22 protein-coding genes are annotated in these 25,830 nt (G+C 42.0%); 7 read left to right on the forward strand and 15 right to left on the reverse strand.

Features of this window, described 5'->3' with window-relative positions:
* The 6 genes from mnmE to proS form a co-directional block, all read right to left on the reverse strand.
* On the reverse strand, positions 1-995 hold a 995-nt coding region (gene mnmE / locus Q0192_RS09650; RefSeq protein ID WP_299289270.1), incomplete at its 3' end, for a tRNA uridine-5-carboxymethylaminomethyl(34) synthesis GTPase MnmE.
* Positions 996-1,355: 360 nt separating this feature from the next.
* Positions 1,356-1,865, reverse strand: coding sequence for a YdeI/OmpD-associated family protein (locus tag Q0192_RS09655; RefSeq protein ID WP_299289271.1), 510 nt, complete (start codon positions 1,863-1,865; stop codon positions 1,356-1,358).
* 374 nt (positions 1,866-2,239) lie between these two features.
* Complete coding sequence (locus Q0192_RS09660) at positions 2,240-2,701, reverse strand: VOC family protein (RefSeq protein ID WP_299289272.1); 462 nt, start codon at positions 2,699-2,701, stop codon at positions 2,240-2,242.
* A gap of 43 nt (positions 2,702-2,744) precedes the next feature.
* Positions 2,745-3,623, reverse strand: coding sequence for a TIGR02757 family protein (locus Q0192_RS09665; protein WP_299289273.1), 879 nt, complete (start codon positions 3,621-3,623; stop codon positions 2,745-2,747).
* A 128-nt stretch (positions 3,624-3,751) separates the two neighbouring features.
* Positions 3,752-4,891, reverse strand: a complete 1,140-nt coding sequence (locus Q0192_RS09670) for a PLP-dependent aspartate aminotransferase family protein (protein WP_299289274.1) — start codon at positions 4,889-4,891, stop codon at positions 3,752-3,754.
* A 380-nt stretch (positions 4,892-5,271) separates the two neighbouring features.
* The gene (gene proS, locus Q0192_RS09675; RefSeq protein WP_299289275.1) at positions 5,272-6,744 is read right to left on the reverse strand and encodes a proline--tRNA ligase; all 1,473 of its coding nucleotides are present in this window, start codon (positions 6,742-6,744) and stop codon (positions 5,272-5,274) included.
* Positions 6,745-6,845: 101 nt separating this feature from the next.
* Here proS and Q0192_RS09680 point away from each other — a divergent pair, with 101 nt between their 5' ends.
* The 3 genes from Q0192_RS09680 (at position 6,846) to Q0192_RS09690 (ending at position 11,167) form a co-directional block, all read left to right on the forward strand.
* Positions 6,846-7,586, forward strand: a complete 741-nt coding sequence (locus Q0192_RS09680; RefSeq protein ID WP_299289276.1) for a hypothetical protein — start codon at positions 6,846-6,848, stop codon at positions 7,584-7,586.
* 38 nt (positions 7,587-7,624) lie between these two features.
* Positions 7,625-9,145, forward strand: coding sequence for a hypothetical protein (locus Q0192_RS09685; protein WP_299289277.1), 1,521 nt, complete (start codon positions 7,625-7,627; stop codon positions 9,143-9,145).
* A gap of 111 nt (positions 9,146-9,256) precedes the next feature.
* Positions 9,257-11,167: a menaquinone biosynthesis decarboxylase gene (locus Q0192_RS09690; protein WP_299289278.1), complete on the forward strand. Its 1,911-nt coding sequence runs from the start codon at positions 9,257-9,259 to the stop codon at positions 11,165-11,167.
* Between the two features lie 138 nt (positions 11,168-11,305).
* Here Q0192_RS09690 and Q0192_RS09695 read toward each other — a convergent pair whose 3' ends face one another.
* A complete protein-coding gene (locus Q0192_RS09695; protein ID WP_299289279.1) occupies positions 11,306-11,785 on the reverse strand; it encodes a DNA starvation/stationary phase protection protein in 480 nt (159 codons plus the stop codon).
* An 88-nt stretch (positions 11,786-11,873) separates the two neighbouring features.
* Between Q0192_RS09695 and Q0192_RS09700 the strand changes: the two genes are divergently transcribed.
* From Q0192_RS09700 to Q0192_RS09710, 3 genes are read left to right on the forward strand one after another with little or no spacing between them, the layout of a single operon-like run.
* The gene (locus Q0192_RS09700; RefSeq protein ID WP_299289280.1) at positions 11,874-12,644 is read left to right on the forward strand and encodes a DUF4905 domain-containing protein; all 771 of its coding nucleotides are present in this window, start codon (positions 11,874-11,876) and stop codon (positions 12,642-12,644) included.
* 10 nt (positions 12,645-12,654) lie between these two features.
* Entirely contained in the window at positions 12,655-13,626 is a 972-nt protein-coding gene (locus Q0192_RS09705; protein WP_299289281.1) for a LysM peptidoglycan-binding domain-containing protein, read from the forward strand.
* Positions 13,626-14,264 carry a uridine kinase gene (locus Q0192_RS09710; protein ID WP_299289282.1) on the forward strand — a complete coding sequence of 213 codons (639 nt, stop codon included), beginning with the start codon at positions 13,626-13,628 and terminating at the stop codon, positions 14,262-14,264. The genes Q0192_RS09705 and Q0192_RS09710 overlap by 1 nt, the downstream gene beginning before the upstream one ends.
* A 32-nt stretch (positions 14,265-14,296) precedes the next feature.
* Here Q0192_RS09710 and Q0192_RS09715 read toward each other — a convergent pair whose 3' ends face one another.
* Entirely contained in the window at positions 14,297-15,481 is a 1,185-nt protein-coding gene (locus Q0192_RS09715; RefSeq protein ID WP_299289283.1) for a TlpA disulfide reductase family protein, read from the reverse strand.
* 202 nt (positions 15,482-15,683) lie between these two features.
* A complete protein-coding gene (locus Q0192_RS09720; RefSeq protein ID WP_299289284.1) occupies positions 15,684-16,748 on the reverse strand; it encodes a putative zinc-binding metallopeptidase in 1,065 nt (354 codons plus the stop codon).
* A gap of 183 nt (positions 16,749-16,931) precedes the next feature.
* On the opposite strand from Q0192_RS09720, the gene Q0192_RS09725 reads away from it, so the two are divergent.
* Positions 16,932-18,983, forward strand: a complete 2,052-nt coding sequence (locus tag Q0192_RS09725) for a TonB-dependent receptor (protein WP_299289285.1) — start codon at positions 16,932-16,934, stop codon at positions 18,981-18,983.
* 68 nt (positions 18,984-19,051) lie between these two features.
* Here Q0192_RS09725 and Q0192_RS09730 read toward each other — a convergent pair whose 3' ends face one another.
* From Q0192_RS09730 to Q0192_RS09755, 6 genes are all read right to left on the reverse strand, one after another.
* Positions 19,052-19,546: a hypothetical protein gene (locus Q0192_RS09730; RefSeq protein ID WP_299289286.1), complete on the reverse strand. Its 495-nt coding sequence runs from the start codon at positions 19,544-19,546 to the stop codon at positions 19,052-19,054.
* A 66-nt stretch (positions 19,547-19,612) separates the two neighbouring features.
* Positions 19,613-20,668, reverse strand: a complete 1,056-nt coding sequence (locus Q0192_RS09735) for an NAD-dependent epimerase/dehydratase family protein (RefSeq protein ID WP_299289287.1) — start codon at positions 20,666-20,668, stop codon at positions 19,613-19,615.
* 89 nt (positions 20,669-20,757) lie between these two features.
* A complete protein-coding gene (locus Q0192_RS09740) occupies positions 20,758-22,083 on the reverse strand; it encodes a nucleotide sugar dehydrogenase (protein ID WP_299289288.1) in 1,326 nt (441 codons plus the stop codon).
* A 79-nt stretch (positions 22,084-22,162) separates the two neighbouring features.
* A complete protein-coding gene (locus Q0192_RS09745) occupies positions 22,163-23,110 on the reverse strand; it encodes a KpsF/GutQ family sugar-phosphate isomerase (protein ID WP_299289289.1) in 948 nt (315 codons plus the stop codon).
* Positions 23,100-23,882 carry a 3-deoxy-8-phosphooctulonate synthase gene (gene kdsA / locus Q0192_RS09750; protein ID WP_299289290.1) on the reverse strand — a complete coding sequence of 261 codons (783 nt, stop codon included), beginning with the start codon at positions 23,880-23,882 and terminating at the stop codon, positions 23,100-23,102. Before kdsA ends, Q0192_RS09745 begins: the two co-directional genes overlap by 11 nt.
* A gap of 161 nt (positions 23,883-24,043) precedes the next feature.
* The gene (locus Q0192_RS09755; protein ID WP_299289291.1) at positions 24,044-25,729 is read right to left on the reverse strand and encodes a sodium/sugar symporter; all 1,686 of its coding nucleotides are present in this window, start codon (positions 25,727-25,729) and stop codon (positions 24,044-24,046) included.
* Between the last annotated feature and the right edge of the window lie 101 nt (positions 25,730-25,830).

A 25,830-nucleotide genomic window follows, 5' to 3' on the forward strand; every position in this document is an offset into this window, starting at 1 on the left:
TGCAAACTTTCAATGTCGCTTTTAATTTCGGCTTCGGATAATTCGTTCACATCAAAAACATAAACCAGCAAAGCCGAAGTGCTTATTTTATCCATTGTTTTTTGCACGCCAATCGCTTCAATGGCATCGGTTGCTTCGCGGATGCCGGCCGTATCAATCAAACGGAAATTAACGCCGTTGATGTTTAAAATTTCTTCAATCGTATCGCGCGTTGTTCCGGGAATTTCGCTGATAATCGCGCGGTCTTCGTTCAGCAAAGCATTTAATAAAGTTGATTTCCCGGCGTTTGGCCTTCCGGCAATCACGGTATTTACGCCTTGTTTGATCACGTTTCCCAACTCAAAAGAACGGATCAGCTCAAAAATAACTTTGTTGATTTCCAGGATCAAAGTCTTAAGCTGATCGCGGTTGGCAAACTCCACATCTTCTTCGGCAAAATCCAGTTCAAGTTCTATCAGCGAAGCAAAATGGATCAACTGATCGCGCAAAACCTGCAACTGGTTGCTAAAACCGCCGCGCAGTTGCTGCATCGCTATTTGGTGCGAAGCTTTAGAATCCGAGGCAATCAGATCGGCCACTGCTTCTGCCTGAGAAAGATCCAATTGTCCGTTTAAAAAAGCACGCAACGTAAATTCGCCGGGTTTGGCGGCGCGTGCTCCTTTTGCCATCAACAATTTGATGATGGATTGAATGATGTACGGCGAACCATGACAAGAAATTTCGACCACGTTTTCTTTGGTGTACGATTTTGGCGCGATAAAAAGCGAAACCACCACTTCGTCCAAAACCACATCGCCATCTACAATTGAACCAAAATGAAGCGTATGCGAAGTCTGCTTCAACAAATTTTTACCCCTAAAAACAGCATTTGCAATTTGGATAGCTTGCGGGCCGGAAAGCCGGATGACGGCAATAGCACCAACGCCGTTTGCCGTAGCCAAAGCTACAATGGTATCTTCTGTTTGGTTTTGTGTTGGGATGGAATCGTTTATCATTCCTACAAATTTCGCGAAATGATTTGGTTTAAGGATTTTAGAATCAGCTAAGATTACAAAACGGAAGCAAACGTAACTGTAAACACCAATTTTATACCGGTAAAAACAGTATGCGCAATTTGGTTTGCGGGATGCGGTTTGTGCGGAAATTGAAGTGAAGAAATTTAGGTTTTGGCTAAAGCCAATACTCAAATTACAAGTCCACGCCCTAAAGGCCGTGGCAATTGACCTGCTTTATTCTACTGCTGCTTTTTCTGTAATTTAAGCTGTTTTTGTTTCAATTGCCACGGCCTTTAGGCCGTGAACCAAGCACGCAGGTAAAGGCTTTAGCCAAAAAACAACCTAAATTTTTTGAAAATCTCACCACCAAGCCTTCATCTCCCGCATCATTTCCCCATAACCCAAACCTTTACTGCTGGCATTTAAAGTTGCTGCAATCCGTTTAACGCGCGTGGCTTCTGTTTTTGCTTCGTTTATCCACTTAAAATAATAATGCTGGTGCGATTTGGGCAAGCGGTTAAAATTCTGCAACGCTTCCGGTTCGTCGGCAAAACAGGCGGTCAAATCTTCGGGCATTGTTATTTTAAAAGCAGTGTCCAATTCCAATTGCATTTTCACCATCGCGCCTTTTTGTTTGCCTAAAACTTTGCGCAATGCTGCTTTTACCGGCAAAATAAATTCGCCTTCGCCCATCGGCAGCAAAGCAATTCCGTTGATTGCCGCGCCGTCTAAAAACCCTTTTACCCGAAAGCTTAATTTGTTATTGGGTTTGATTTCGTGGGCAATTGTTGCAGGAATATCTAAGTAAGTCCAGCCCGTTTTTTCGCCTTTTTCTGCAAACTGTTGTAAAGTTGCGTTTAGTTCGACCATCACTTTAAATTAACTGGTTTTTATGTGAATGCTTCTTTTATCAACCTAAAATTAGTGCTATTTGATATGGAAGCGAAGATTAGAGAGCGGCACCGATCCCATTTTTCGCCACTTGCTCTTCGCTCTTTTTCCCGGTCCCCGCTCCTTCTGAAAAATTTGGGCGTGCCCCTACGGGTCGGGCTTTCCGCTCCAAGTCCTCGCTCGTGCCTCGCTCCGGGCTTTCCGCTGCAATCCCTCACGCGGCAAAGCGCCTACCTAGCAAGCGTTCACCTAAAAAACACCGGTAAAAGAAGCATGGTTTGATTTTGATGCTTCTTTTACCGCCTGTTTTTCATCTTTCGGTCTTCCCAACTTCCAGACTTTCCCGACTTCTGCTAAAACTTATCGTCGTTTACCTCAATCCAGTTATTGTCTGGGTCTTGAAAGTAAATTTGTTTAACACCGTCCGGCCGCAATTGGGGCTCTTTGCTGTCGCCTTTCCAGTTGCCGTATTTTACGTGCAGTTGGTCTAAATGCGCCGTAAACTTTTGCAAATTAGGAACGGTGAAAGCCATGTGGACATTAATATCGTGTTCGGTTACCGCTTTTGCGCCTTGCACAACATGCAGTTGTGCATGTGGGCCCATCCGCAGCCAAACATGCCTTCCATCATGAAAAGGTTCGGGGATTTCTTTAAACAGCATCGCGTTTTTATAAAAATCGCTGCTCTTTTTTAAATCAACCACATAAACCGTAATGTGGTTGATAACCGGGACATCCTGCGCAGCAGCGGTAAATTTAAAGGCAGCAACAGCAGCGAAAACCAGGAACGCCGAAACAAAAAAACTTTTTTTCATGGGGTAAAAATTGGTTGGCTAAAGATAGTTTAAAACTTACAAATCAAAACTTCTCTTCAATGCCCAACCCAAACAAAGCAAAATCATACTTAACCGGGTCTTGCGGATCAAATTCCCGCAACCGTTCGGTCAGTTCTACGGCCGTTTGCCAGTCGTTTTGTTTTCGGGCAATAAGTTTGAGTTTGCGGGCAACACGGTCCACATGCAAATCGCAGGGGCAAATCAGATCGGCGGGTTTGATCCTTGTCCAAATCCCAAAATCAACACCGCAATTATCTTTCCGAACCATCCAGCGCAAAAACATGTTTAAGCGTTTGCAGGTAGATTTTTGCTGCGGAGAAGAAACATGCTTTTTGCTGCGGTGCGGAAAATCGGGCAGCGAAAAAAAGTAGCTACGGAAATGGTTCAGCATTGTTTCAATATTGCTCTCAGGCCAAACCAGATGATGCACATAACAAACGGAGGATGAATTTTGCAAGGTAAAAGAAGCATTTGTGTTTTCGTCCATAAAGTCTTCCCTAAAAACAGGCTGTTCTCTGGCCACGGTAACGGAAGGCAGGAAAGCATCTTCCAAAGATTCATATTGCTGATAATGCTGCCGGAAAAAAGACACGAAATACAACAGGTCGGTATCGTTGAAGGTACGGTGCTTAAAACCCAACAAGGCTTTTAAATCGGTTTCCTGGTGGTTTTTGATAAAATCAAAAGGCGCGTTGTCCATCCGAACGATCAGTTCCCGGCATTTGTTGATGATCGTTTTGCGTTGCCCCCAAGCTAAAATGGCGGCAAAAAACCCAATAATTTCAATGTCCTGCTTTCGGATAAATTGATGCGGTATCACAATCGGATCGTTCTCGATAAACTCCGGGCGGTTGTATTGGTTTACTTTAGCATCGAGGAAAAGCTTGAGGTTGTTGAGCATGCGCCTTTAATAAGGATATTAGGTTTGAGGTATCAGGTATCAAGGCTTGTTTAAAATAAAATTAAGTTGCCACAGCGAGAAAGGAAACAAACCTTCTTGCCTAAAACCTGATACCTCTTCCCTCAAACCTAACCCAACGCCTGTTTCAAATCTGCAAGCAAATCTTCTATATCTTCAATCCCGACGCTTAAACGCAGTAGGTTATCGGTTACGCCGGCTTTGTCGCGTTCGGCTTTTGGGATGGAAGCGTGCGTCATCGTTACCGGATGGTTGACCAATGATTCTACGCCGCCCAGGGATTCGGCCAAAGTAAAAAGTTTAAAAGCGGAAGCCACGCGCATCGTTTCTTCCAGCGATGCCCCTTTTATGGCAAAAGAAATCATGCCGCCAAAATCGCGCATCTGCTTTTTGGCAACCAGGTAATTTGCGTTGTCATAAAGGCCAGGCCAGTAAAGTTTTTCGATTTTGGGATGGTACATCAAATAAGCTGCAACGGTGCGTGTGTTGTCGCAATGTGCGCGCATGCGTAAATGCAGGGTTTTGATTCCGCGAAGCACCAAAAAGCAATCTTGTGGGCCAGGTGTTGCGCCGGTTGCATTATAGATAAAAAACAGGTCTTTGTACAGCTTCTCGTCGTTCATGATCAAGGCGCCCATTATCACATCCGAGTGGCCGCCCAAATATTTGGTAACCGAGTGCATCACGATATCGGCACCCAGGTTCAAAGGGTTTTGCAAATAGGGCGAAGCAAAGGTACTGTCTACCGTAAAAAGCAGTTGGTGTGCTTTGGCTATTTTTGCCACGGCTTCAATATCAAAAACCTGTAAGGTTGGGTTGCTTGGTGTTTCCAACCAAATTTGCTTCGTGTTTTCGTTAATAAAAGGGACGATGTTTTCAGGATCGGTAAAATCAACAAAATGAAACTTAATACCGTAATGGGCATACAGTTGGGTAAACATGCGGTAAGAACCGCCGTACAGATCGTTTCCGCTGATCACTTCGTCGCCGGGGCGAAGCAGTTTCATCACGGCATCCGTAGCGCCCATACCGCTGGAGAAAGCTAAACCATATCTGCCGTTTTCGAGTGCGGCCAAACAATCTTCTAAAGCTGTACGGGTTGGGTTTGTGCCGCGCGAATACTCGTAGCCTTGGTGTTCGCCGGGAGATTTTTGCCAGTAAGTGGAAGTTTGATAAATCGGCGTCATGACGGCACCGGTTGTCGGGTCAGGTTTCTGGCCTGCGTGTATGGCTTTTGTAGCGAATCTCATTAGTTCGTTCGTGTTTTTGGGTTGTTAGGTTGTAAGTTGCTTTGCTGGTCAACAACCTATTTGATTATGGCAACATTAACTTTTGCCTTATAAAAGAAGTATTGCTGCTAATTGTGGTTATAAACTGTTTAATTTAAATTTTATAAAATTAAATAATAATTCAGAGCTTGTTTAAATTTAGTTCAATTATTTTCAATGCTTCTTTTAGCACCTAAAAATTGTTGGCCTACCATGCTTTTTGCACCAATAAAAACATCCGAGCCAAAAATTACCGGCATAAAAGAAGCATTGTAAACCTTTACGCTATAATTTTAAACAGGTTCTCCAAATTTATAGCGGTAAAAGCAGCATGAACGCACAACTGGCAACCTGCAACCGGTTTAATATGCCCTGGCAAACAAAACACGTTGTACAGAAGGTTTTCCGGTAAGGATACACCGGCCTTCTTCCTGCGGGTTGTTTAGCGGGATGCAACGGATGGTGGCTTTGGTTTCTTCTTTGATGCGTTGTTCGGTCTCGCTGGTACCATCCCAATGGGCCGAGAGGAAACCGCCTTTTTCGTCCAGCAAGCGTTTAAATTCTTCATAAGTATCTACCAAAGTAATGTTTTCATCACGGAATTTTAAAGCTTTTTGGTAAATGTTTTGTTGGATTTCTTCCAGCAAAGCTTCAATCCGTTCGGCCAAACCTTGCTGCGGAACAGTTTCTTTGGTTTTGGTATCGCGGCGGGCAAGTTCTACAGTCCTGTTTTGCATATCACGGCTGCCGATGGCCACGCGCAAAGGCACGCCTTTCAGTTCGTATTCGGCAAATTTAAAGCCTGGCCGTTGCGTGTCGCGGTTATCAAATTTCAGGCTGATGCTTTTTTTACGAAGTTCTTTTGTGAGTTCTTTTACAAAGGCCGAAATATTGTCCAGTTCTTCCTGGTGCTTGTAAATCGGCACCACAACTACTTGGATGGGCGCCAGTTTTGGCGGTAAAACCAAACCGGCATCGTCCGAATGTGCCATCACCAAAGCGCCCATCAAACGGGTAGAAACGCCCCAGGAAGTTGCCCAAACGTAATCCAACTTATTCTCTTTATCAGAAAACTTCACATCAAAAGCTTTGGCAAAATTTTGCCCGAGGAAATGCGAAGTCCCGGCTTGCAAGGCTTTTCCGTCCTGCATCAAAGCTTCGATACAAAAAGTATCCAAAGCACCGGCAAAACGTTCGTTGGCAGTTTTCCGGCCTTTTATAACCGGCAAAGCCAGCCAGTTTTCGGCAAAATCAGCATAAACGTTTAGCATTTGTTCGGTTTCGGCAATGGCTTCTTCGGCTGTTGCGTGTGCAGTATGTCCTTCCTGCCATAAAAACTCGGTGGTCCGTAAAAATAAGCGGGTGCGCATTTCCCAGCGCACTACGTTTGCCCATTGGTTGATCAGCAGCGGCAGGTCTCGGTAAGATTGGATCCAGCCGCGGTACGTGTTCCAGATAATTGTTTCCGAAGTTGGACGCACGATCAGTTCTTCTTCCAGCTTGGCATCTTCATCTACGACAATTTGTCCATCTGCATCGTTTTTAAGACGGTAATGTGTTACTACGGCACACTCTTTGGCAAAGCCTTCTACGTGGCTGGCCTCTTTGGAAAAAAAAGATTTCGGGATAAACAAAGGGAAATAAGCATTGCTGTGGCCAGTGTCTTTAAACATCTGGTCTAAAGCTGCCTGCATTTTTTCCCAGATAGAATAACCGTAAGGTTTGATTACCATGCAGCCACGCACGGCAGAATGTTCGGCTAAATCAGATTTTATTACTAATTCATTAAACCATTGCGAATAATCTTCGTCTTTACTAATAATACTTCTGCTCATAAAATGGAATGAATTTTGACAGAGAAAAAATTATATTTATTGAATCCAAATTTATAAATTTATAAGTACTAAAAACTTTTACACTTAAATATGTTAACACAATGAAAACGAGAATCTTAAAAGGTATTGTAATGATGAGTGCAGTTGTATTGGGGGCTTGTACAACTACCAAATATGCTGCTCAGCAAAAAGATTACAACGATGATGTGTATTTTTCTAAAGCAAAAGCCGGCGATCAGGTTGAATATGCCAGCAATGACCGCTCTTACCGCAACGACGGTTATTACGACAATTATGCCTCGCGCATCAACCGCTTCGGCAGTTATTCGCCATTTGCTTATGATGGCTTTTACAACTCTTACTATGGTGCCGGTTTGGGCTTAGGCTTGGGTTACGGGTTAGGTTCTTTGTATTCGCCGTTCTATTCCCCATACTCTTTTTACTCACCATATTCTATTTATTCCCCATACTCTTTTTATGGTGGTGGTTATGGTTACGGTATTGGTGGTGGTTATGGCTACGGAGGTTTGTATTCTGCTTACGGCATAGTTAGTGGCAACGGAAGGCCAAACAGGGGCAATGGCAACCCAAATGCCGGATATAACGGTGTTTATAATGGCATGAACCGTGGTTCTTCTGTAATCAACGGAAGAAACTCAATAGGCGGAAACACTTATAACAATAACGGTGGTTATAGCCAAAGACCAACCAGGCAAGAAATCCCTCAACGTTCTAACCCTACTTACAATACTCCGGCCCCGTCTTCTTTTGGCGGAGGTGGTGGTTTTGGTGGCGGTGGCGGCCGTATGGGCGGTGGCGGTGGTCGCCCAGGCAGAGGATAAAAAACACTCAAGCTTTCTTCTTTCTCTTATAAAATAATATGAATTTAAAATATGCCTTAACAGGGGTCGCTATAGTAGCGGCCTCTCAGGTTTCCTATGCCCAATACAGCGGCGATGCTTTTCGCTTTTCGCAAACACAAACTGGTGCCACGGCACGTATCAAAGCCATTGGCGGTGCTTCTACCGCAGTTGGCGGAGATTTAAGTTCGATAAGTGGCAATCCGGCCGGTCTTGGTTTTTTTACCAAATCAGAACTGAGTGTAACACCAGAATATGATGGTTCTAAAGTTAATTCTAACTATTTCGGCCAAAACAATAGCAGCAGTAAAAATCAGGTTAACTTAAACAACGCATCTGTTGTATTTTACAACCGTTTAAGCACGCCTCGCGGCCGTGATAAAACTAAAGGCTGGTTAAGTTTTAACCTGGGTGCTTCTTATAACCGCACTAATAATTTTTATCAGAATACTTATTACGCTGGTAGAAACCCAAATGGTTCTATCTCTGATTATTATGCGCAATTAGCAAACATTGATGATCCTGGTAATAAACTTGGTTTATCGAATGGTACTTTACAATCTTTTGCTGCAAACCAACAACAAATTGCTTTTTATAGTGCTGGTACTAATACACCCGCGGGTTACTATTCTAACGTAACTTCTGCAAACAATAGTCAGGCGCAAAATATTGTTACCAGTGGCGGCCAGTCCGAAATTAGTTTATCAGGGGGTGCCAATTACAGTAATAAGTTATACTTAGGTTTTGGTATTGGCATAACCGATTTGAGGTTTAACAGAACAAGCACATTTAATGAAACTGGTACGGCTTCCATATTGCCTAATAACTCTAACACACCTGTTTCTGCTGGTTATGCTTCCCAATTTTTTCAAGACCAGATAACTACTGGTACCGGGTTTAATGCTAAGGTAGGTTTTATTTACAAACCGATTGAAGCAGTTCGGATCGGTGCCACTTATACTTCGCCAACCTGGATGACGGTTAATGATAGTTATTTAGAAGGCTTACAAACTCAATACGCACAAAGTGGGGTGCTATCCAATAGCACAAACCCCGGCGATTATGATGTTACTTACAACCTGCGTACACCTATGAAAGTTAGTGGCGGTGTAGCGGTGTTTGTTGGAAAATACGGTTTTATCTCTGGCGATGTGGAATATGTAGACTATAAAGGGATGCATTTAAGCAGCGGCGATTATGACAACAGCCAGGACAATACAGATCTTTCTACCCTTTACAAATCAACTGTAAACGCACGTGTTGGTGCTGAGGCAAAACTGGAAGATTTCTTTATACGGGGTGGCTTTAACTATCAGGGAAACCCGCAGGTGGGTATCGGCAGCCCGATAAAAACAACCAGTGCCGGTTTAGGTTACCGTTTTGGCAAGTATTATGTTGATGCTACCTATCAATACATCACACGAAACACAACAATTTATCCTTACCAGTTTGATCCGATATATTCTACATCCGTTAGTCCGGCTGCAAACTTAAAGAACACTTATAACAATGCTTTCCTGACTTTAGGAATGCGTTTTTAAAAACAAAACTTCTAAACATAATGTAAGGCCGCTGTAAAAAACAGTGGCCTTTTTTTATGCCATAAAAGAAGTATCAGCAATTAACAAGACCTTAGCAGAACGAAAAAAATTATGGCTTACAAAAACCTGCAACACTTTATTGAAACGCTTGAAAAAGCCGGAGAATTGGTACGCATCAAGGAAAAAGTTGATCCTAAATTAGAGATCACAGAAATTACCGACCGTGTTTCTAAACAATACGGCCCGGCTTTGCTGTTTGAAAATACGGGTTATGATTTTCCTGTTCTCATCAATTCTATGGGAAATTACAAACGCATGTGCATGGCTTTGGGCGTTGATTCGATGGATGATATTTCCAAAGAAATTGAAGGTTTGTTTAAAACCCTAACTGGCCCGAAAGACAGTATTTTAGATAAGCTGAAAATGCTGCCGAAGTTAGGGCAAATTTCTTCCTGGATGCCAAAAACCGTTTCCGGCAAAGGCGCTTGTCAGGAAGTGGTGGTGCAAAACCCCGATATCACCAAACTGCCGGTTTTAACCTGTTGGCCCGAAGATGGTGGCCCGTTTGTTACACTTCCCGTTATCCACACCAAAGATCCTTTAACCGGAATCCGAAATGTGGGCATGTACCGGATGCAGGTTTTCGAACCAAAACTGACCGGCATGCACTGGCACAAACACAAAGTTTCGGCGCGACATTTTCAGGAATATAAAAAATTAGGACAAAAAATGCCGGTTGCCGTTGCTTTAGGCGGCGATCCGGTTTATACTTATGCCGCAACTGCTCCCCTGCCCGATGGCATTGACGAATATATGCTGGCCGGTTTTCTTCGAAAGAAAAAAGTAGAGTTGGTTCAATGTTTAACGCAGGATGTACAAGTTCCTGCTGATGCTGATTTTATCATCGAAGGATATGTAGATCCGGAAGAAGATTACATTTGGGAAGGCCCGTTTGGCGATCATACCGGTTATTATTCCTTAGCCGATTGGTATCCTCGTTTTCACATCACGGCAATTACGCATCGAAAAAATGCAGTTTATCCGGCAACGATTGTGGGTATTCCGCCGCAGGAAGATGCCTGGATTGGCAAAGCAACCGAACGTATTTTTCTCGCCCCGATAAAAATGACAATGGTGCCGGAAATTGTAGATATGGTGTTACCGATGGAAGGCGTTTTCCATAATTTGGCAATCGTAAAAATCAAAAAAGATTATCCCGGACAAGCCATGAAAGTGATGAATTCGCTTTGGGGCGCCGGCCAAATGATGTTTACCAAAATGATTGTGGTGGTGGATGGTGATGTGGATATTCAAAACAATGCTGAAGTTGCGAAGTACATTTCTGAAAATGTTGACCCCCAGCAAGATTTTGTTTTTACTTCCGGGCCAATGGATGTGCTGGACCATTCCTGCTCTAAAGCTGCTTTTGGCGGAAAAATGGGGATTGATGCTACGCAAAAACTTCCCGAAGAATTAAGAACGAACAATGAAAAAGTACCGGTAAAAGAAGCATCAACCTTAAACAAAGAAGCGGTTAAAATCCAAAACCCGGCAATCACCGCCATCAATGATTCGTTGTTGGAAATGGGTATTTCTTTGATCTTTATTGCTGTTGAAAAAACAGAACTTAATCAAATTGAAAACCTCAACCAAAACCTGTTTAAACAAGGTTTGCTGGACGAAGTTAAAGTGGTTATTTACTTAGATCATACCATTGATATTACAGATACGGCCGATGCGGTTTGGCGTTTTGCCAATAACATTGATCCAAAACGTGATGCTTTTGTGGTAAAAGCCAAGAACGGACAAAGCCTTTCTCATATCGGTTTTGATGGCACACGAAAAACCAAAGAACTGGACGGTTTTGAACGCGACTGGCCAAACATCCTGGCCAACACAACAGAAGTAATCGAAAAAGTTGACGAAATGTGGCCGCGCTTAGGTTTAGGCAAATTCATCAAATCGCCTTCCTTGAAATATCAAAAACAACTGTATAAAGGCGGCGCGGTGGTGAGCGAGTGAGAAACGAGGTGCCAGTCAAAAACAAAAAACCTCGCCTATTTGCAGACGAGGTTTTTTATGTGCTAAAAGAAGTATTGTCAGGTTTGAGGTATCAGCAAATGCAACGCTATCCCGCTCCCCGCTCCTAATTCACAGCTCCTAATCCTGGTTTAAAAACGAACGCAGCATCCAGGTGTTTTTCTCTTTGTATTGCATAAAACCGTTCACCATATCGTTGGTTCCCTGGTCTTCCGCGCTATCGGTAATATCCAAAATTGCGCGTTCCAATTCAATCAAAATTGCCATATCGTCAACCAAAGCTTTTACCATCGCATCCGGGTTTAATCCGATTGTATTGATTTCTTTAATTTGGGATTTGGTAATGTAATCGTTGAAAGTGCTGTACGGTGGTTTGCCTAAAGTTAAAATACGCTCTGCCAGCTCATCAATAGTGGTTAAGGCCGTAGTGTACAACTCTTCAAACTTCACATGTAGTGTAAAAAAATTGTGCCCTTTTACATTCCAATGGCAGCCCCTTATTTTTTGATAGTGGATATGGTAATTCGCCAGCAAATCGTTTAAATGATCTACTACCGGCCTCACTTTTTTTTCTTCCAGGCTTATTGCTTCTGCTTCCATGGTTTAATATTTTTAGCTTCAACATTAGTCCTCAAGCTATTGTTTTAAAAAGAGGCAACCCGAATTTTATCTTCTACTTTGCAAACCAATGGCAAAACAACTCACCACAATTATCAATCAGCCTTTTGTAGGTTTGATTTGGAAATTAGAAACTGATACCGAAAACGACCTGATCTACATCGAAATCCGAAACGAAAAAGAACATTCGGCAGGCTTTTCTTCCCTCAACTTAAAAACCGGAAAACTGAATTTTTTGGAATTGGTTCCCGAAGAAAAATGGCTGGTTGGTTTGAGCGGCGGCCGCAAAGGCATACTGTTTTTACATGGCTATTTATCCGATCAAACGCCGGAACATAAAGCAATTATAGCTTTGGACGGGACAACTGGAAAACAACTTTGGGCAAACTATAATTTATCGCTCGAAACTTTTACCGAAAAAGGTTTGCTTGCCGCCGATCAGCGTTTTCAATCCAAGCGTTTGGTTTTAATGGATGAACAGACCGGAAATTTAAAAACCGGTATTAATTTGGATGATTTGGCGGACGATGTGCAGCCGATCCAAATCCCGCAGATGCTTCTTTTACTGCCACAAAATCTGTCTGCCTTGATTACCGGAACAATAACCGGTGGGATTAGCTGTTTTAACTACAATACGTACTTAATTATATCTTTGCACACGCAAAATCACGGTGAGCTTTTGCAGCAGCTTTTTGTAGTTGAAAACGAAGCAATTATCTACCAGGATTTATTGAACGAACAGATACAAAAATTGCAGCCGGAAGCGTTTGTAATGATTAAAAATTATTTGGTTTACCTGAAAAATAAAACCGTTTTGAAAGTATTAAATCTTGAACAATAGGAATTTAAAAATGATAAAGATTAAAAATTTAGCCGTTGTACTTCTTTTGTCAAGCTTTTGCAGTCCGCTTTTTGCACGCACATTAACAGATTCTGTAGGTGTGGAAAACCAGAACGGCAAGATGGTTATTTTGCATAAATTAGACCCGAAAGACAATTATTATTCTATCGCACGCCGCTACAACGTGAGGCCGAAAGAAGTGATGGATTATAACAACAACGCTAAAATGCAGATTGGTGCGATTATCAAAGTGCCGACTGACCGTCCTTTCAACTCCAATTTTACATCGGTAAAAACAGTATCGCCAGCAAATCAACCGAACATAAAATCGGCACAAAACGCAGCAGCAAATATAACAACCAGCAATACATCCGCTTCGGCAAACCCAGAATACACGCAATACAAGGTTTCCCAGGGAGAAACGCTTTACGCCATTTCCAAACGTTTTCAGGTTAAGGTAGATGATATTATTGCCTGGAACAATTTAAAAAGCAACAATTTGAATGCCGGCCAGATGCTGCAAATTAAACGGGAAGAACCAAAACCGGCTGTAACTGCGCCGCCTGTAATCAACACAACACCGGCAGAAACTTCGGCCACGGTAGTAAAAGATAATACGATGAAAAGGGATTCGACACGAGTTATCGGATCAGACAGTTCCGGGAGCAATCGTCGTTTGCCCAATAACCGTTACGGTTTAACGGAGAAAAATGAAAAAGGAACAGCCGTTTGGATCAACGACCCAAATTTAGACCCTAAAAAGAAGTATGTGCTGCACCGCACGGCCCCGGTTGGTACGATCATCAAAATCACCAACCCAAATACCAACCGTACTACTTTTGCTAAAGTGGTGGGCAGTTTCACCGAAAACGAAACCAATAAAGATGCCATTGTGGTGATGACGAAAGATGTGGCCGAATCTTTAGGCGCCATTGATAAACGCTTCTACGTCAATTTAAGCTACGGCAGTCCGAATCCGTAATGAAAAATAAGCCTTATGTAATTGGCATTGCCGGCGGCAGCGGATCTGGTAAAACTTTTTTTTTGAACTGCTTTTTAGCCCATTTTTCGAGGGAAGAAGTGTGCCTGATCTCGCAGGACGATTATTATATTCCGGTTGCCGAGGGAATGACGGCTGAAGAAAATAAACTGTACAACTTTGATTTGCCAAGCACGATTGATGAAGCCGCTTTTATTGCCGATGCACAAAAGCTGCTGAACCACGAAACGGTTTACAAAAAGGAATACACGTTTAACAATCCGACGGCTGTGCCAAAAATGCTGGAAATTAAACCGGCGCCAGTCATCATTATTGAAGGTTTGTTTATCCTGCATTTTAAAGAAATGACAAAAATGCTGGACCTTAAAATTTTTATTGATACCGAAGAAGAAGTGGCTTTGCACCGCCGCTTAAAACGCGACTTGCTGGAACGCGGCTACTCGGAAGAGGATGTTCGCTACAAATGGACCAACCACGTTTTGCCGGCTTATAAAGAATTTTTACTTCCATACAAACCAGTTTGCCATAAAATTGTGGTAAACAACACGCAGGTTGCGGAAGATATTATTCGGGTTACGCGGGAAATCTCGGAGGAGGTTAGGGAAAAGGTTTTGGTGTAGAATTGTAATGCTTCTTTTATCCTATAAAAATTCTAAGATTTTTTTAATCTTGTTCTATTCAATCCCATAATTTTTTTGATACTATCAATGCTTACATCCCTGCCAATAAACCTGCCCTCGCTGTTTACTAAATAATTTGACGGGATACTTTTTATAACAAAGTTGAGGATATTTTTCGAGTCCTCCTGTTCCTTCAGTTCACAGATGTTATACCAGGGCAACTGGTCAATTTTTGATGCATGCTGCCACTTTTTTGGGTCCTCGTCAATAGAGACAGATACAATTTCAAGGCCTGATGCTTTGTATTGGTTGTACAACTGTTTAAGCTCCGGCACCTGCTCCCGGCATGGGCCGCAATAGGATGCCCAAAAATCAATCAAAGTTATTTTGTTCTTCTTGTAATCAATGTTTAAAGGGTTGCCGTTTACATCTTTCCCAGAAACAGCAGGGACTTGCGCTCCTACATAAATATTTTTGACTGATTGTAACAGTCCGTCTGCCTCATCGTACTCTTTTGACCTTTTTACTTCCGGGCTTAGTTTGTCTAGTACGTTTTTATATAAGGCGTAATTCTCAAACAGATCAGAAAGCTTGGCGATCAAATAAGGGGTAACAACGGTTTTGGGGTTAGCTTTAATAAATTGCTGGATGGCTGTACGGTAGGAAAGAGAAATTTTATTGTCCATCATAATTATCGTATCGCTATATGCATTATAAAGATGAATTTTGTTGCTTGATAGGGCTTTGTCGGCCAGGTTTAAATACAGTTTCTTTTTATAAATTAAAGAATCTCTTATCAGTTGATATAAATTATTGTACTCGTTTAGTTTTGTTTGGTTATAAGAAGCAGATTGCAATTTGTATCTATTGTGTAACAAAGTTGATGGCCCATTTGCAGCAAACATATAATTTGCATTGTTTTCAATATAAATTGGGCAAGGATGCATCCACCCTATCAAATGATTTATTGGTACTGGAAACTTGCAATTAAAATCTAATATATAAAAGCCGTTTTTAGGAACAGTTCCATGTAGTATAAACTTGTTGTCTTTTACAACAGTCGAATCATAAACCTCTGTATAATTATTGTTTGTTACCCTCACCAAAGTCCCGTTGGCACTATCCACCATGCCAACAATTGTAACTGTTGCACTTCTCTTACATGACAACAAAGAAATCATCAATGATAATATGATTAAAGTTGGAATTGCTTTCATGACAAACAATTAATAAAAATTTTACAAAAACAGATGCAGTCCACACATTACTTTATGCCTTTTATAACTCTACAGTTTTTACAAAGAAAGGCTTATTGTTAAGTTTAACAGGTTAAACGAATATACATTTATTGCAAGTTAAAACCTAAAGAATTAGATGCTATAAATCGAAAACAACAATACTTCTTTTACCCCTATAAAATCATCCAACCTTGCCCGCATAACAAATTTTGTGGATAAAGCCCAGCTTCTCCATTACGGCGGGTGTAATCACAAAAGGATAAAGATCAATATGCCCCATGCTGCGGTTGATGCTGTTCATGGCAAAACTCATGGGCAGCCAGGCAGCAATAATGTCGTTAAAATTAGGTGTTTCATAAGGTTCCTGCTTTACGTCCACATCCAAATGGTCTTCCGATTTTGCGATTTGCGGATGCACACTTAAACCAAAAGCATAACCGGTTTGCAGTGTATCCATAATATGCAAATAATGCGCCCAGGTTTCGGCCCAGTCTTCCCAAGCGTGCGAACTGGCGTAAGAACTGATGAAACGGTTGTTCCAATCAGCAGGTGCGCTCTGGTCGTAGTGTTTTTGCAAAGCTTGGCCGTAATCTTCCCGGTCATCGCCAAACAAATTTCTAAACTCTTCTAAATAAACGGAATTGTCAATCAGCCTGTCCCAATAATAGTGGCCAACCTCATGCCGAAAATGGCCAATCAAAGTGCGGTAAGGTTCTTTCATGGCTTTACGCGATTTTTCGCGTTCCACGTCATCGGCTTCCACAATATTTAAAGTAATCAAACCATTATCGTGCCCGGTTAAAATGCGCGGTTGTCCTTTTAAATCGGCCAGAAAATCAAAAGTCAAGCCTTTTTCCGCGTCTGTATTTTTGCTTATCAAAGGCAGTTTCATCTTTAATAAACTGTAAACTAAGCGGTGTTTGGCATTTTCGATGAGCAGCCATTGCCGCGCGGCTTCAGGCTTGCTCAAGTTTGGAATGGTGCTGTTTAAATCACAAGCCTCACAATACGGATTTGGACTGTCGTTTTTAACCAGCCAGTTGCAAACGCCAAACTGGTGGTTTAAGCAATAACGGTAGGTTTGGCCGGTTTTATCGTAGATGCTGTAAATACCGGTGCTGATGATAACTAAAGGATAAAGCTTTAAATCCTCCGCATCAAACCCCAACGGATAATTACATTGCACACAACTAATGTTTTCAAAATATAAGATTTGTTCGCAATGTGTACACTTAAAAATTTCCATTTAGTTTAAGCTGATCGTTTTGCTTCTACTAACCTCTTTTTAAAGTTTTTGATTTAAATAAAATAATCTTTAACTATTTGCTTAAAATTAGGTTGTAAAAGAAGTATTGCCTGCATTTGCCACAACTCCAGCCGTACCTTTTTAACAGCAAAACCAGTCCGGCAATTTCCTTTTGATAATTCTATGTATAAAAATTTTATCTTTTTTATCCTCACTTTGCTATTTGCGGGTTCGGCTTCGGCACAAACCGATACTTCCAAAAACTTGCACGAAGTAACCATCAAAGCTTACCTTTCGCAACAACCACTGTTAACCGTTCCGGCAGCCGTTGGAACGCTAAACGCGCAGCAATTACAAATGCAGTCCAGCTTTTCTTTAGTCACGGCGATGAATACCATTCCTGGTGTTCGGATGGAAGAACGTTCGCCGGGAAGTTACCGCTTGTCTATCCGCGGCAGTTTGCTGCGTTCGCCTTTTGGCATTAGAAACGTTAAGGTTTATATGGATGAATTTTCGCTGACTGATGCCGGCGGAAATACCTATCTCAATTTGCTCGATTTAAATGCCATCCAAAACATCACGGTTTTGCGCGGGCCTGACGGCAGTTTGTATGGCGCAAATTCCGGCGGTGTGGTTTTGATTGACCCTTTTGGCGCGCGCCAGCAGCAAAGTACGGCTTCCGTTGGTTTTGATGCCGGATCTTACAACAGCTATCGCGAAAATATAGTGCTAAAAGAAGCATCGAAAAATAACCAGCTCAACCTCAGCCAAAGCTGGCAGCATTCGGATGGTTACCGGCAAAACAGCGCGTTGACCCGGAAATTTATCCAGGCTGCTGATAACTTTGCTTATTCGGCAAAAGGACAATTGAAAGCTTTGTTGCTTTATTCGGATCTGGATTATCAAACGCCCGGCGGCTTAACGCTTGCCCAATTTCTGCAAAAACCGGAAGCGGCACGGCCGGCAACGGCAACAATTCCGGGCGTGATAGAACAACATGCAGCCGTTTATAATAAAACTGTTTTTGGCGGAATTTCTAACGAGGCTTTTTATCTGCCCAATTTAAAACATGTAGTTTCAGTTTATGGGATGCACACCAATTTTGATAACCCTTATATTACAAATGAGGAAGTTCGGTTGGAAAACACGGTTGGTTTACGGACTTATTTTGAACTAAGCGGCAAACCAAAAGAGAATTTTGACTGGAAATTTAACCTCGGCACAGAACTGCAGCAAACCCGATCCAACATCAACAATTACGACAACAATAAAGGGACGCGCGGCAATTTGCAGGCGGCCAGTAATATCCTCACCAAACAGTCTTTTTATTTTTCGCGCTTTGCAGCTACGCTTCTCAAAAAAATCCATGCCGAAGCAGCATTGAGTTTGAACAATTACCAGTATGATTTTACGGATGTTGGTTCTACCGCAGGCAACAATAAATTTAAACCTGTGCTGATGCCGCGGCTGGCTTTATCGTACCAGGTCAGCAATAGTTTTGCCTGGCGCGCAACCGTTAGCCGCGGTTATTCTACACCTTCTACCGCCGAGGTGAGGCCAACCAGCAACATCATCAACAACAGTTTGCAGGCCGAAAAAGGTTGGAATTACGAGATCGGTTTCCGCAGACAAAACCAAAACACGCGTTTTAATTTGGATGCTTCCGTGTTTTATTACCGCTTAAACAATGCCATCGTCCGCCGTTTAAACGATGACGGAACGGAATATTATTTAAATGCTGGCGGAACCAACCAGCTTGGTTTGGAAGCAAGGACAAGCTATCAGTTTATCCAACCAAACGGAACTGATTTTTTCAGAAGTTTGGAACTGAGCAATAGTTTGGCTTTGAGCAAGTTCCGCTTTCGGGATTATTTTAATGCAACAAATAATTATTCGGGAAATAAGCTAACAGGCGTACCAAATGTAGTTTCGGTAAGTCAGCTAACTATTAATTTTCCTGTCAAAATCTATTTCTTCGCGCAATATAACTACACTTCTAAACTTCCTTTAAATGATGAAAATACTGCTTTTGCTAATGCTTATCATTTAGTGCAATTAAAAACCGGCTGGAACAAAAACCTCAGCCAAAAAACAAGTTTGAATTTATATACCGGCATTGATAATATATTGAACCAGCATTACAGTTTGGGCAACGATTTGAACGCTGTTGGAAATAGGTTTTATAATGCTGCGCCTTTGCGCAATTGGTTTGCGGGGGTTAATGTGCAGTTTTAAACAAAAAAGCGATACTGTTTTTATGCCGATAAAAACAGTATCGCGTAATTGAATAAAAGAAGTTTTTCTTACTGTTTCACAAAATTATAAACTACGTAACCTGTTTTCCCGCCGTATTGCACAGGAGATTTTAACGTCATGGTGTTGGCCGTCATGGCAGTAATCAGCAAACGGTAACCATCTTCCACATTTTTTGGCTTGTCTTTATCAAACAACATTTTAAATTGAAACTCCGGCCCATTGGCACCATTGGCAAACGACCAGAAAATATTTTGCGTAAAACCAACTTGACAGCCGTTTTGCGTATTGTTGATCATGAACGAACCGCTCCCGCTGTTGGTCAGTTTCCAGTTGCTGTTTTCAAAGCATTTATAAGGCGCAGTATTGAAAACAGACTGAACGGCACCCGGCAGCAACCCTTCTAAAGTAACCGCACTGATTCCCCAATTACCCGAAATATTGCCACGCGAAATAGCATTCGGGTCCTTTTTCAAAGTGGAACAAGCGGAGAAAATTAAGGCAACCAGCATTACAGTTGCTGTTTTTAAAAAGGTCTTTTTCATTTTGATTTTGTTTAGTAAACAGTTAACGCACAACCAATTTTTTTGTTGATAAAAGAAGCATTGCAATTACTTTTCGTTCCGGACGATCCAGGATTGATAAATCTCTTCAAAAACGGTTTGTAAGGATTTGGTGATTTGCCAGTTTGGATAATGGGACTTCATCTTCCGCAAATCGCTGTAATAACAAATATGATCGCCGATGCGGTTCGTGTCACTGTAAGTATATTGCATTTGCTTTCCGCTGATTTCAGAAATCATATCGAAAGCTTCTAAAATAGAACAAGTATTATCTTTTCCGCCGCCTAAATTATACACTTCGGCAATGCGCGGCGCTTTGATAAATTCTTCGATAAAACGCGCCACATCATACGAATGGATGTTGTCCCGAACCTGTTTCCCCTTATAACCAAAAACGGTATAAGGCTTTTCTTCCAAATTGCATTTGATGAGATAACTTAAAAAGCCGTGCAACTCAACTCCGGTATGGTTTGGCCCGGTCAAGCAACCACCACGCAAACAAGCGGTTGGCATGTTAAAATAACGTCCGTATTCCTGCACCGAAATATCTGCCGAAACCTTGGAAGCGCCAAAAAGCGAATGTTTGGTTTGGTCTATGCGAAAATGCTCGGCAATGCCATGTTCAAAATCCGCGTCGGCATAATCCCAGCGCTTTTCCAGTTCTGTCATTTCGATTTCATTTGGCGCATCGCCATAAACTTTATTGGTGGACATGTGGACGAACGGAATTTCGGTATTGTACCTTCTGGTCGCCTCCAACAAATTAAAAGTGCCAACGGCATTCGTGTCAAAATCATCAAACGGGATGGCCGCGGCACGGTCATGACTTGGTTGTGCGGCAGTATGCACAATGGCATCTGGTTTAATGGTTTGGATAAGATCAATCACGCCGTTTCGGTTACGGATATCCAATTCGTGGTGGTGAAAATTGCTGATCTTGCTTCTCAAGCGGCTTTCGTTCCAGCGCGTATCGCCATTGGCGCCAAAAAAAACAGCGCGTTGGTTGTTATCAATGCCATGGATTTCCCAACCCAAATCTGCAAAATGGAGGCAAACTTCGGAACCAATTAAGCCGGAAGAACCGGTTACCAATAATTTTTTCATTCGATAAGTATCAGCTTTGTTGTATGAAATTTAGCAGTAAAAGGTTTCAGAAAAAACACAGATGTCGTCATGCCGAACTTGTTTCAGTATTAAAGCCGGCCATCTGCAACGCCCGCTTCCAATGCTCCTTTTATATCATAAATAATAGCGCGCTGCTGGTTTTTCAGCTTGTTCAAATCCAACGATTGAAAATCCTGATGGGCCACGGCCAAAACAATTGCATCATAATTATTTTTCAATTGTTCGGATTGATTCAACGTTGCAAAACCATATTCCTGCTTCACTTCTTCCGGATCGGCCCAAGGATCAAAAACCGTTAATTCGGTTTCAAACTCATTAAAAACTTTCACAATATCAATCACACGTGTGTTCCGAACATCGGGGCAATTCTCTTTAAAAGTAAAACCCAAAATTAAAACTTTGGCATTTTTTACCGGAATATCTTTTTTCACCATCAGCTTGATCACTTCCAAAGCAATGTAAGCGCCCATGCCGTCGTTTAAGCGGCGGCCTGCCAAAATAATTTCGGGGTGATAACCAACTTCCTGCGCTTTTTGTGCCAGATAATAGGGGTCTATGCCGGTACAATGTCCGCCAACCAAACCCGGTTTAAACCTCAAAAAGTTCCATTTGGTGCTGGCCGCTTCCAAAACTTCGCCGGTATCAATGCCCATTAAATTAAAAATTTTGGCCAATTCGTTTACAAAAGCAATATTGATGTCGCGCTGCGAATTTTCAATCACTTTTGCAGCTTCGGCAACGCGGATGCTTGGCGCCAAATGCGTTCCGGCAGTTACGATAGATTGATATAATTCGTTAACAAAAGCAGCAGCTTCGGGTGTAGAACCGGAAGTTATTTTTTTAATGTTAACCAGCATATGTTCTTTATCGCCGGGATTAATTCTCTCAGGAGAATATCCTGCAAAAAAATCCTGATTAAACGTTAAATCCGAAGTTGCTTCCAAAACCGGAACACATTCATCTTCAGTAACGCCGGGATAAACGGTGGATTCATAAATTACCAGATCACCTTTTTTTAAAGCTTTGCCAACCAAAACCGATGCTTCTTTTATCAGCCTTAAATCAGGCCGATTATGTTTATCAGTCGGCGTTGGCACGGCAACAATAAAAACATTACAATCTGTTAGATGCTCTGCTTCCGGAGTACAAAAAAGTTTTCCATTGGGAGATAAAACCGCTTGCAAACGTTCCGCTTCCACTTCGCGTGTGCGATCAAAACCAGTCAGCAAACCTTGTATTCGTTTGGCGTTTACATCAAAACCAACCACCTCATGTTTCGCTGCAAATTCTACCGCCAACGGCAAACCGACGTAACCCAAACCGATAACTGCAATTTTAATTTGAGCTGGTTTTTGGTAAATGGAATCGAGTTTTGTAGAGTCAGTTTCGGGCATTGATTTAGACAGATTGGGCAAATATATTAATTTAGGGACGCAAAAAATTATGTGGTAAAAACAGTATCCGAAGAAAAAATTAGGAATTGTAGATTTGATATACTCCTTTTACCATACATTTTTCAGCATCGCCAACCAAAATCGTGGCGATTTTTTTTTCGATCATCAGGTTTTCTGCTTCGCTGATAAACTCATCTTCGGCAATAATAATGGGGTTTGGGTTGAAAATATCAGAGATTTTTAAGGTTGATGTATCCGGAAAACGCAGCAGGCCGCGCCGCAAATCGCCGTCGGTTAAAATGCCTTCTGCTTTTTCTTTGTTACCGATAATGACCAAACCCAAACGTCCGGCCGACATCAATAAAATTAGGTCGGTAAAAGAAGCATCGGATTTGATGAACGGCAAATTATCCGTCCGCATGAAATCTTTTACGCGCGTTACCAATTTCCGGCCTAAACTTCCGCCGGGATGAAAACGGGCAAAATCTTCCTGTAAAAAGTTGCGTGCTTCCATCAAAGCAATCGCCAAAGCATCGCCCAAAACCAACATAGCTGTGGTAGAAGAAGTTGGCGCAAGCAAAAGCGGACAAGCTTCCTGCGTAATCATCAACTTTAAACAGCAATCGGCATTTTTGGCTAAAGTAGAATTTGGGTTGCCGGTAATACCGATAATTTTATTTTGATGCCATTTGAGGAAAGGGATAATTTTAAGCACTTCATCTGTTTCGCCCGAAAAAGAGATCAAAATTAAAATATCGTGTTGGCTGATGATGCCCAAATCGCCGTGAAAAGCTTCACTCGGATGCAAAAAATAAGCCGGCGTGCCGGTGCTGGAAAGTGTGGCGACCATTTTTTTTCCGATCAAACCGGATTTGCCGATTCCGGAAACGATAACTTTTCCTTTTGAATTTAAAATCAGTTCTACAGCCTGGTCAAAAGCTCCATCTAATTGACTAATAACTTGTTGCAACGATTCGATTTCGGTTTGAAAAACGCGCCGGGCAACTGCTAACCTGCTATTCTGCATCGGCCAACTCCCTGATTAAGCTTTCCACATCGTTTAAATAAAGCATATTTGGCCCGTCGCTTAAAGCATGGTCCGGATCGGGATGCGCTTCCATAAAATACCCGTTTGCACCAAATGCTTTTGCCGCCCGCGCCATGGAAGGAACAAACTTGCGGTCGCCGCCGGTTTTGCCTCCTGCACCACCCGGCCGTTGAACAGAATGCGTGCAATCCATACAAACCGGATGGCCAAAAGCTTTCATATCGTCCAAATTCCTAAAATCAACCACCAAATTATTATAGCCAAAAGAGTTGCCACGTTCGGTTAAAATGATCTGGTTATTGCCCGCTTCCGCTACTTTTTGTGCCGGATAAAACATATCCTGACCTGACAGAAACTGTGCTTTTTTGATGTTCACAATTTTACCGGTTTCAGCAGCAGCAACCAAAAGATCGGTTTGGCGACAAAGGAAAGCGGGAATTTGCAAAACATCCACCACTTCGGCAGCAATTTTAGCCTGAAAAGGTTCATGGATATCGGTGGTAATCGGCAAACCAAATTCTGCTTTTACGGCCTGCAACATTTCCATCCCTTTTTCTATTCCCGGCCCGCGGTAAGATTTGATAGACGTGCGGTTGGCTTTATCAAAAGACGATTTAAAAATGATGGTTACACCTAATTTTTCGCGGATAGCAACCAGTTTTTCTGCCACTAAAAACAGCAGTTCGCGGTTTTCCATTACGCATGGGCCAACAATAAAAAAGGGTTTGGTTTGGAGGAGGTTGTAATCCATCGGAATAATATTAGAAAAGCCAAAGATAGATTATTGCGGTAAAAGATTCAGTTGGTAGTTTGAGTTGATACTTCTTTTATCGGTATAAATTATGTGAAACAAAAAAGCCTCCTGAAACAAATCAGGAGGCTTAAAATTTATGCCGATAAAAGAAGTATCTGCTACCAGAACACAGAATAAATAGCAACCAAAATCCCGCAGATAATTAAACTTCCGGCCGTAAAAGCAGGCGTAACACGGAACATTTTGGTATCTACTTCCAAAGCGTTTACGCGTAAGCCTTTGCTGTTTTCGATCATGCTGATGATGTACATGCCAATGATGCAAATGATAAACACAAAACCCATGCGGTCTAAAAAAGGGATTTCGTAAATGCCTTGTCCGTTATCTTTGGAAAAACCGGTTGAAGCCAAGAAATGCAAATCAGCAAACTGCGGCAGGAATTTGAACAGTACAGACAAGGCAAAACCGCCAATCGTAGCAAATAAAGCAGCGTTGGAAGTGGTTTTCCGCCAGAAGAAACCCAGCAAAAACATCGCAAAAATACCCGGCGATACAAAACCTGTATATTCCTGGATGTATTGGAAACCTTGTTTGCCTTCGCCCATTAAATTATTACCGATTAATAAGGATAAGATCACGCCTAAAACCATGGCCACCACTACCGCAAATTTCCCCAATAAAACCAAGTTGCCTTCGCTTGCATTTGGGCGGATCACTTTTTTATAAATATCCAAGGTAAAAATAGTGGCAATACTGTTTGCTTTACCAGCTAATGAAGCAACGATAGCTGCAGTTAAGGCAGCAAAAGCTAAACCTTTCATCCCAACAGGCAACAAATTTAGAATGGCCGGATAGGCTTTGTTCACATCGGTAGCGCCGGTTGAAGTCAGCATTTCTGTATGAAACATGCCTTTTTGGTACAACACATAGGCCGCAATCCCGGGGATTACCACGATCACGGGCATTAAAATTTTAAGGAAAGCGGCAAAAAGCAAACCGCCGCGGGCTGTTTTTAAGTCGGCGCCCAAAGCACGTTGCGTAATGTACTGGTTACAGCCCCAATAGTTTAAGTTGGTAATCCACAAGCCGCCCAGTAAAACACTCAGTCCGGGCAAATCCATATAATTAGGGTTATCGCGTTTAAAGATCATATGGAAGTGATCACCGGCTTCGCTGGTTAACAACTTTAATCCGTTAACTAAACCTGTTGTACCAGCTTTCTCACTTACTAAATTTAAAGCGATATAAGAAGCAACCAACCCGCCAAGTATCAAAAAGAAAACCTGGATTACATCGGTATAACCTATTACCTTCATTCCGCCCAAAGCAATGACGATAGAAAATACAGCTAGCAGTATGATACATAAAACCACATTAAAGCCGGATATTCCGCTGATAGCCAGCGCACCAAGATATAATATCGACATTAAATTTACCACAATATACAGCAACAACCAGAAGATAGCCATGATCATGGCCACCGTGCCGTTGTACCGCTGGTGCAGGAACTGCGGCATGGTAAAAATTTTATTTTTGAGGTAAACCGGGATAAAAAACACGGCGACAATAACGAGCGTTAAGGCAGCCATAAATTCGTAAGAGGAAATGGCCAGGCCCATTTTGAAGCCGGAACCACTCATGCCGATAAATTGTTCGGCAGAAATATTGGAAGCAATTAACGAAGAACCGATCGCCCACCAGGTTAAAGAACCTTCGGCCAAAAAATAATCTTTAGAAGAAGAAACAGCCGTTTTTTTGCGTTGGTAAACCCACCAACCATACAAGGCTACAATTAAAAAGTAAATCAGGAATACCGCGTAATCCGGCGTTTGAAGTCTATTCATATTTTTAACTTAGGTTTGAGGGTGTCAATTTAACAATTATAAATAATTATTGAGGGAATATTTTGATAAACTTATGGCAACTACTTTTAGGCATAACTTTT

The organism is uncultured Mucilaginibacter sp. (assembly GCF_937859865.1).
In the GTDB taxonomy this organism is placed as follows: Bacteria; Bacteroidota; Bacteroidia; order Sphingobacteriales; family Sphingobacteriaceae; genus Mucilaginibacter_A.

What these genes read in the sequence shown, in the direction of transcription:
- Q0192_RS09735 (WP_299289287.1), bottom strand. Translation starts at nt 20,668, where the DNA reads ATGAAAAAATTATTGGTAACCGGTTCTTCCGGCTTAATTGGTTCCGAA.
- Q0192_RS09680 (WP_299289276.1), top strand. Translation starts at nt 6,846, where the DNA reads ATGAAAACGAGAATCTTAAAAGGTATTGTAATGATGAGTGCAGTTGTA.
- Q0192_RS09710 (WP_299289282.1), top strand. Translation starts at nt 13,626, where the DNA reads ATGAAAAATAAGCCTTATGTAATTGGCATTGCCGGCGGCAGCGGATCT.
- proS (WP_299289275.1), bottom strand. Translation starts at nt 6,744, where the DNA reads ATGAGCAGAAGTATTATTAGTAAAGACGAAGATTATTCGCAATGGTTT.
- Q0192_RS09660 (WP_299289272.1), bottom strand. Translation starts at nt 2,701, where the DNA reads ATGAAAAAAAGTTTTTTTGTTTCGGCGTTCCTGGTTTTCGCTGCTGTT.
- kdsA (WP_299289290.1), bottom strand. Translation starts at nt 23,882, where the DNA reads ATGGATTACAACCTCCTCCAAACCAAACCCTTTTTTATTGTTGGCCCA.
- Q0192_RS09725 (WP_299289285.1), top strand. Translation starts at nt 16,932, where the DNA reads ATGTATAAAAATTTTATCTTTTTTATCCTCACTTTGCTATTTGCGGGT.
- Q0192_RS09695 (WP_299289279.1), bottom strand. Translation starts at nt 11,785, where the DNA reads ATGGAAGCAGAAGCAATAAGCCTGGAAGAAAAAAAAGTGAGGCCGGTA.
- Q0192_RS09685 (WP_299289277.1), top strand. Translation starts at nt 7,625, where the DNA reads ATGAATTTAAAATATGCCTTAACAGGGGTCGCTATAGTAGCGGCCTCT.
- Q0192_RS09720 (WP_299289284.1), bottom strand. Translation starts at nt 16,748, where the DNA reads ATGGAAATTTTTAAGTGTACACATTGCGAACAAATCTTATATTTTGAA.
- Q0192_RS09655 (WP_299289271.1), bottom strand. Translation starts at nt 1,865, where the DNA reads ATGGTCGAACTAAACGCAACTTTACAACAGTTTGCAGAAAAAGGCGAA.
- Q0192_RS09730 (WP_299289286.1), bottom strand. Translation starts at nt 19,546, where the DNA reads ATGAAAAAGACCTTTTTAAAAACAGCAACTGTAATGCTGGTTGCCTTA.
- Q0192_RS09670 (WP_299289274.1), bottom strand. Translation starts at nt 4,891, where the DNA reads ATGAGATTCGCTACAAAAGCCATACACGCAGGCCAGAAACCTGACCCG.
- Q0192_RS09700 (WP_299289280.1), top strand. Translation starts at nt 11,874, where the DNA reads ATGGCAAAACAACTCACCACAATTATCAATCAGCCTTTTGTAGGTTTG.
- Q0192_RS09715 (WP_299289283.1), bottom strand. Translation starts at nt 15,481, where the DNA reads ATGAAAGCAATTCCAACTTTAATCATATTATCATTGATGATTTCTTTG.
- Q0192_RS09705 (WP_299289281.1), top strand. Translation starts at nt 12,655, where the DNA reads ATGATAAAGATTAAAAATTTAGCCGTTGTACTTCTTTTGTCAAGCTTT.
- Q0192_RS09665 (WP_299289273.1), bottom strand. Translation starts at nt 3,623, where the DNA reads ATGCTCAACAACCTCAAGCTTTTCCTCGATGCTAAAGTAAACCAATAC.
- Q0192_RS09755 (WP_299289291.1), bottom strand. Translation starts at nt 25,729, where the DNA reads ATGAATAGACTTCAAACGCCGGATTACGCGGTATTCCTGATTTACTTT.
- Q0192_RS09740 (WP_299289288.1), bottom strand. Translation starts at nt 22,083, where the DNA reads ATGCCCGAAACTGACTCTACAAAACTCGATTCCATTTACCAAAAACCA.
- Q0192_RS09745 (WP_299289289.1), bottom strand. Translation starts at nt 23,110, where the DNA reads ATGCAGAATAGCAGGTTAGCAGTTGCCCGGCGCGTTTTTCAAACCGAA.
- Q0192_RS09690 (WP_299289278.1), top strand. Translation starts at nt 9,257, where the DNA reads ATGGCTTACAAAAACCTGCAACACTTTATTGAAACGCTTGAAAAAGCC.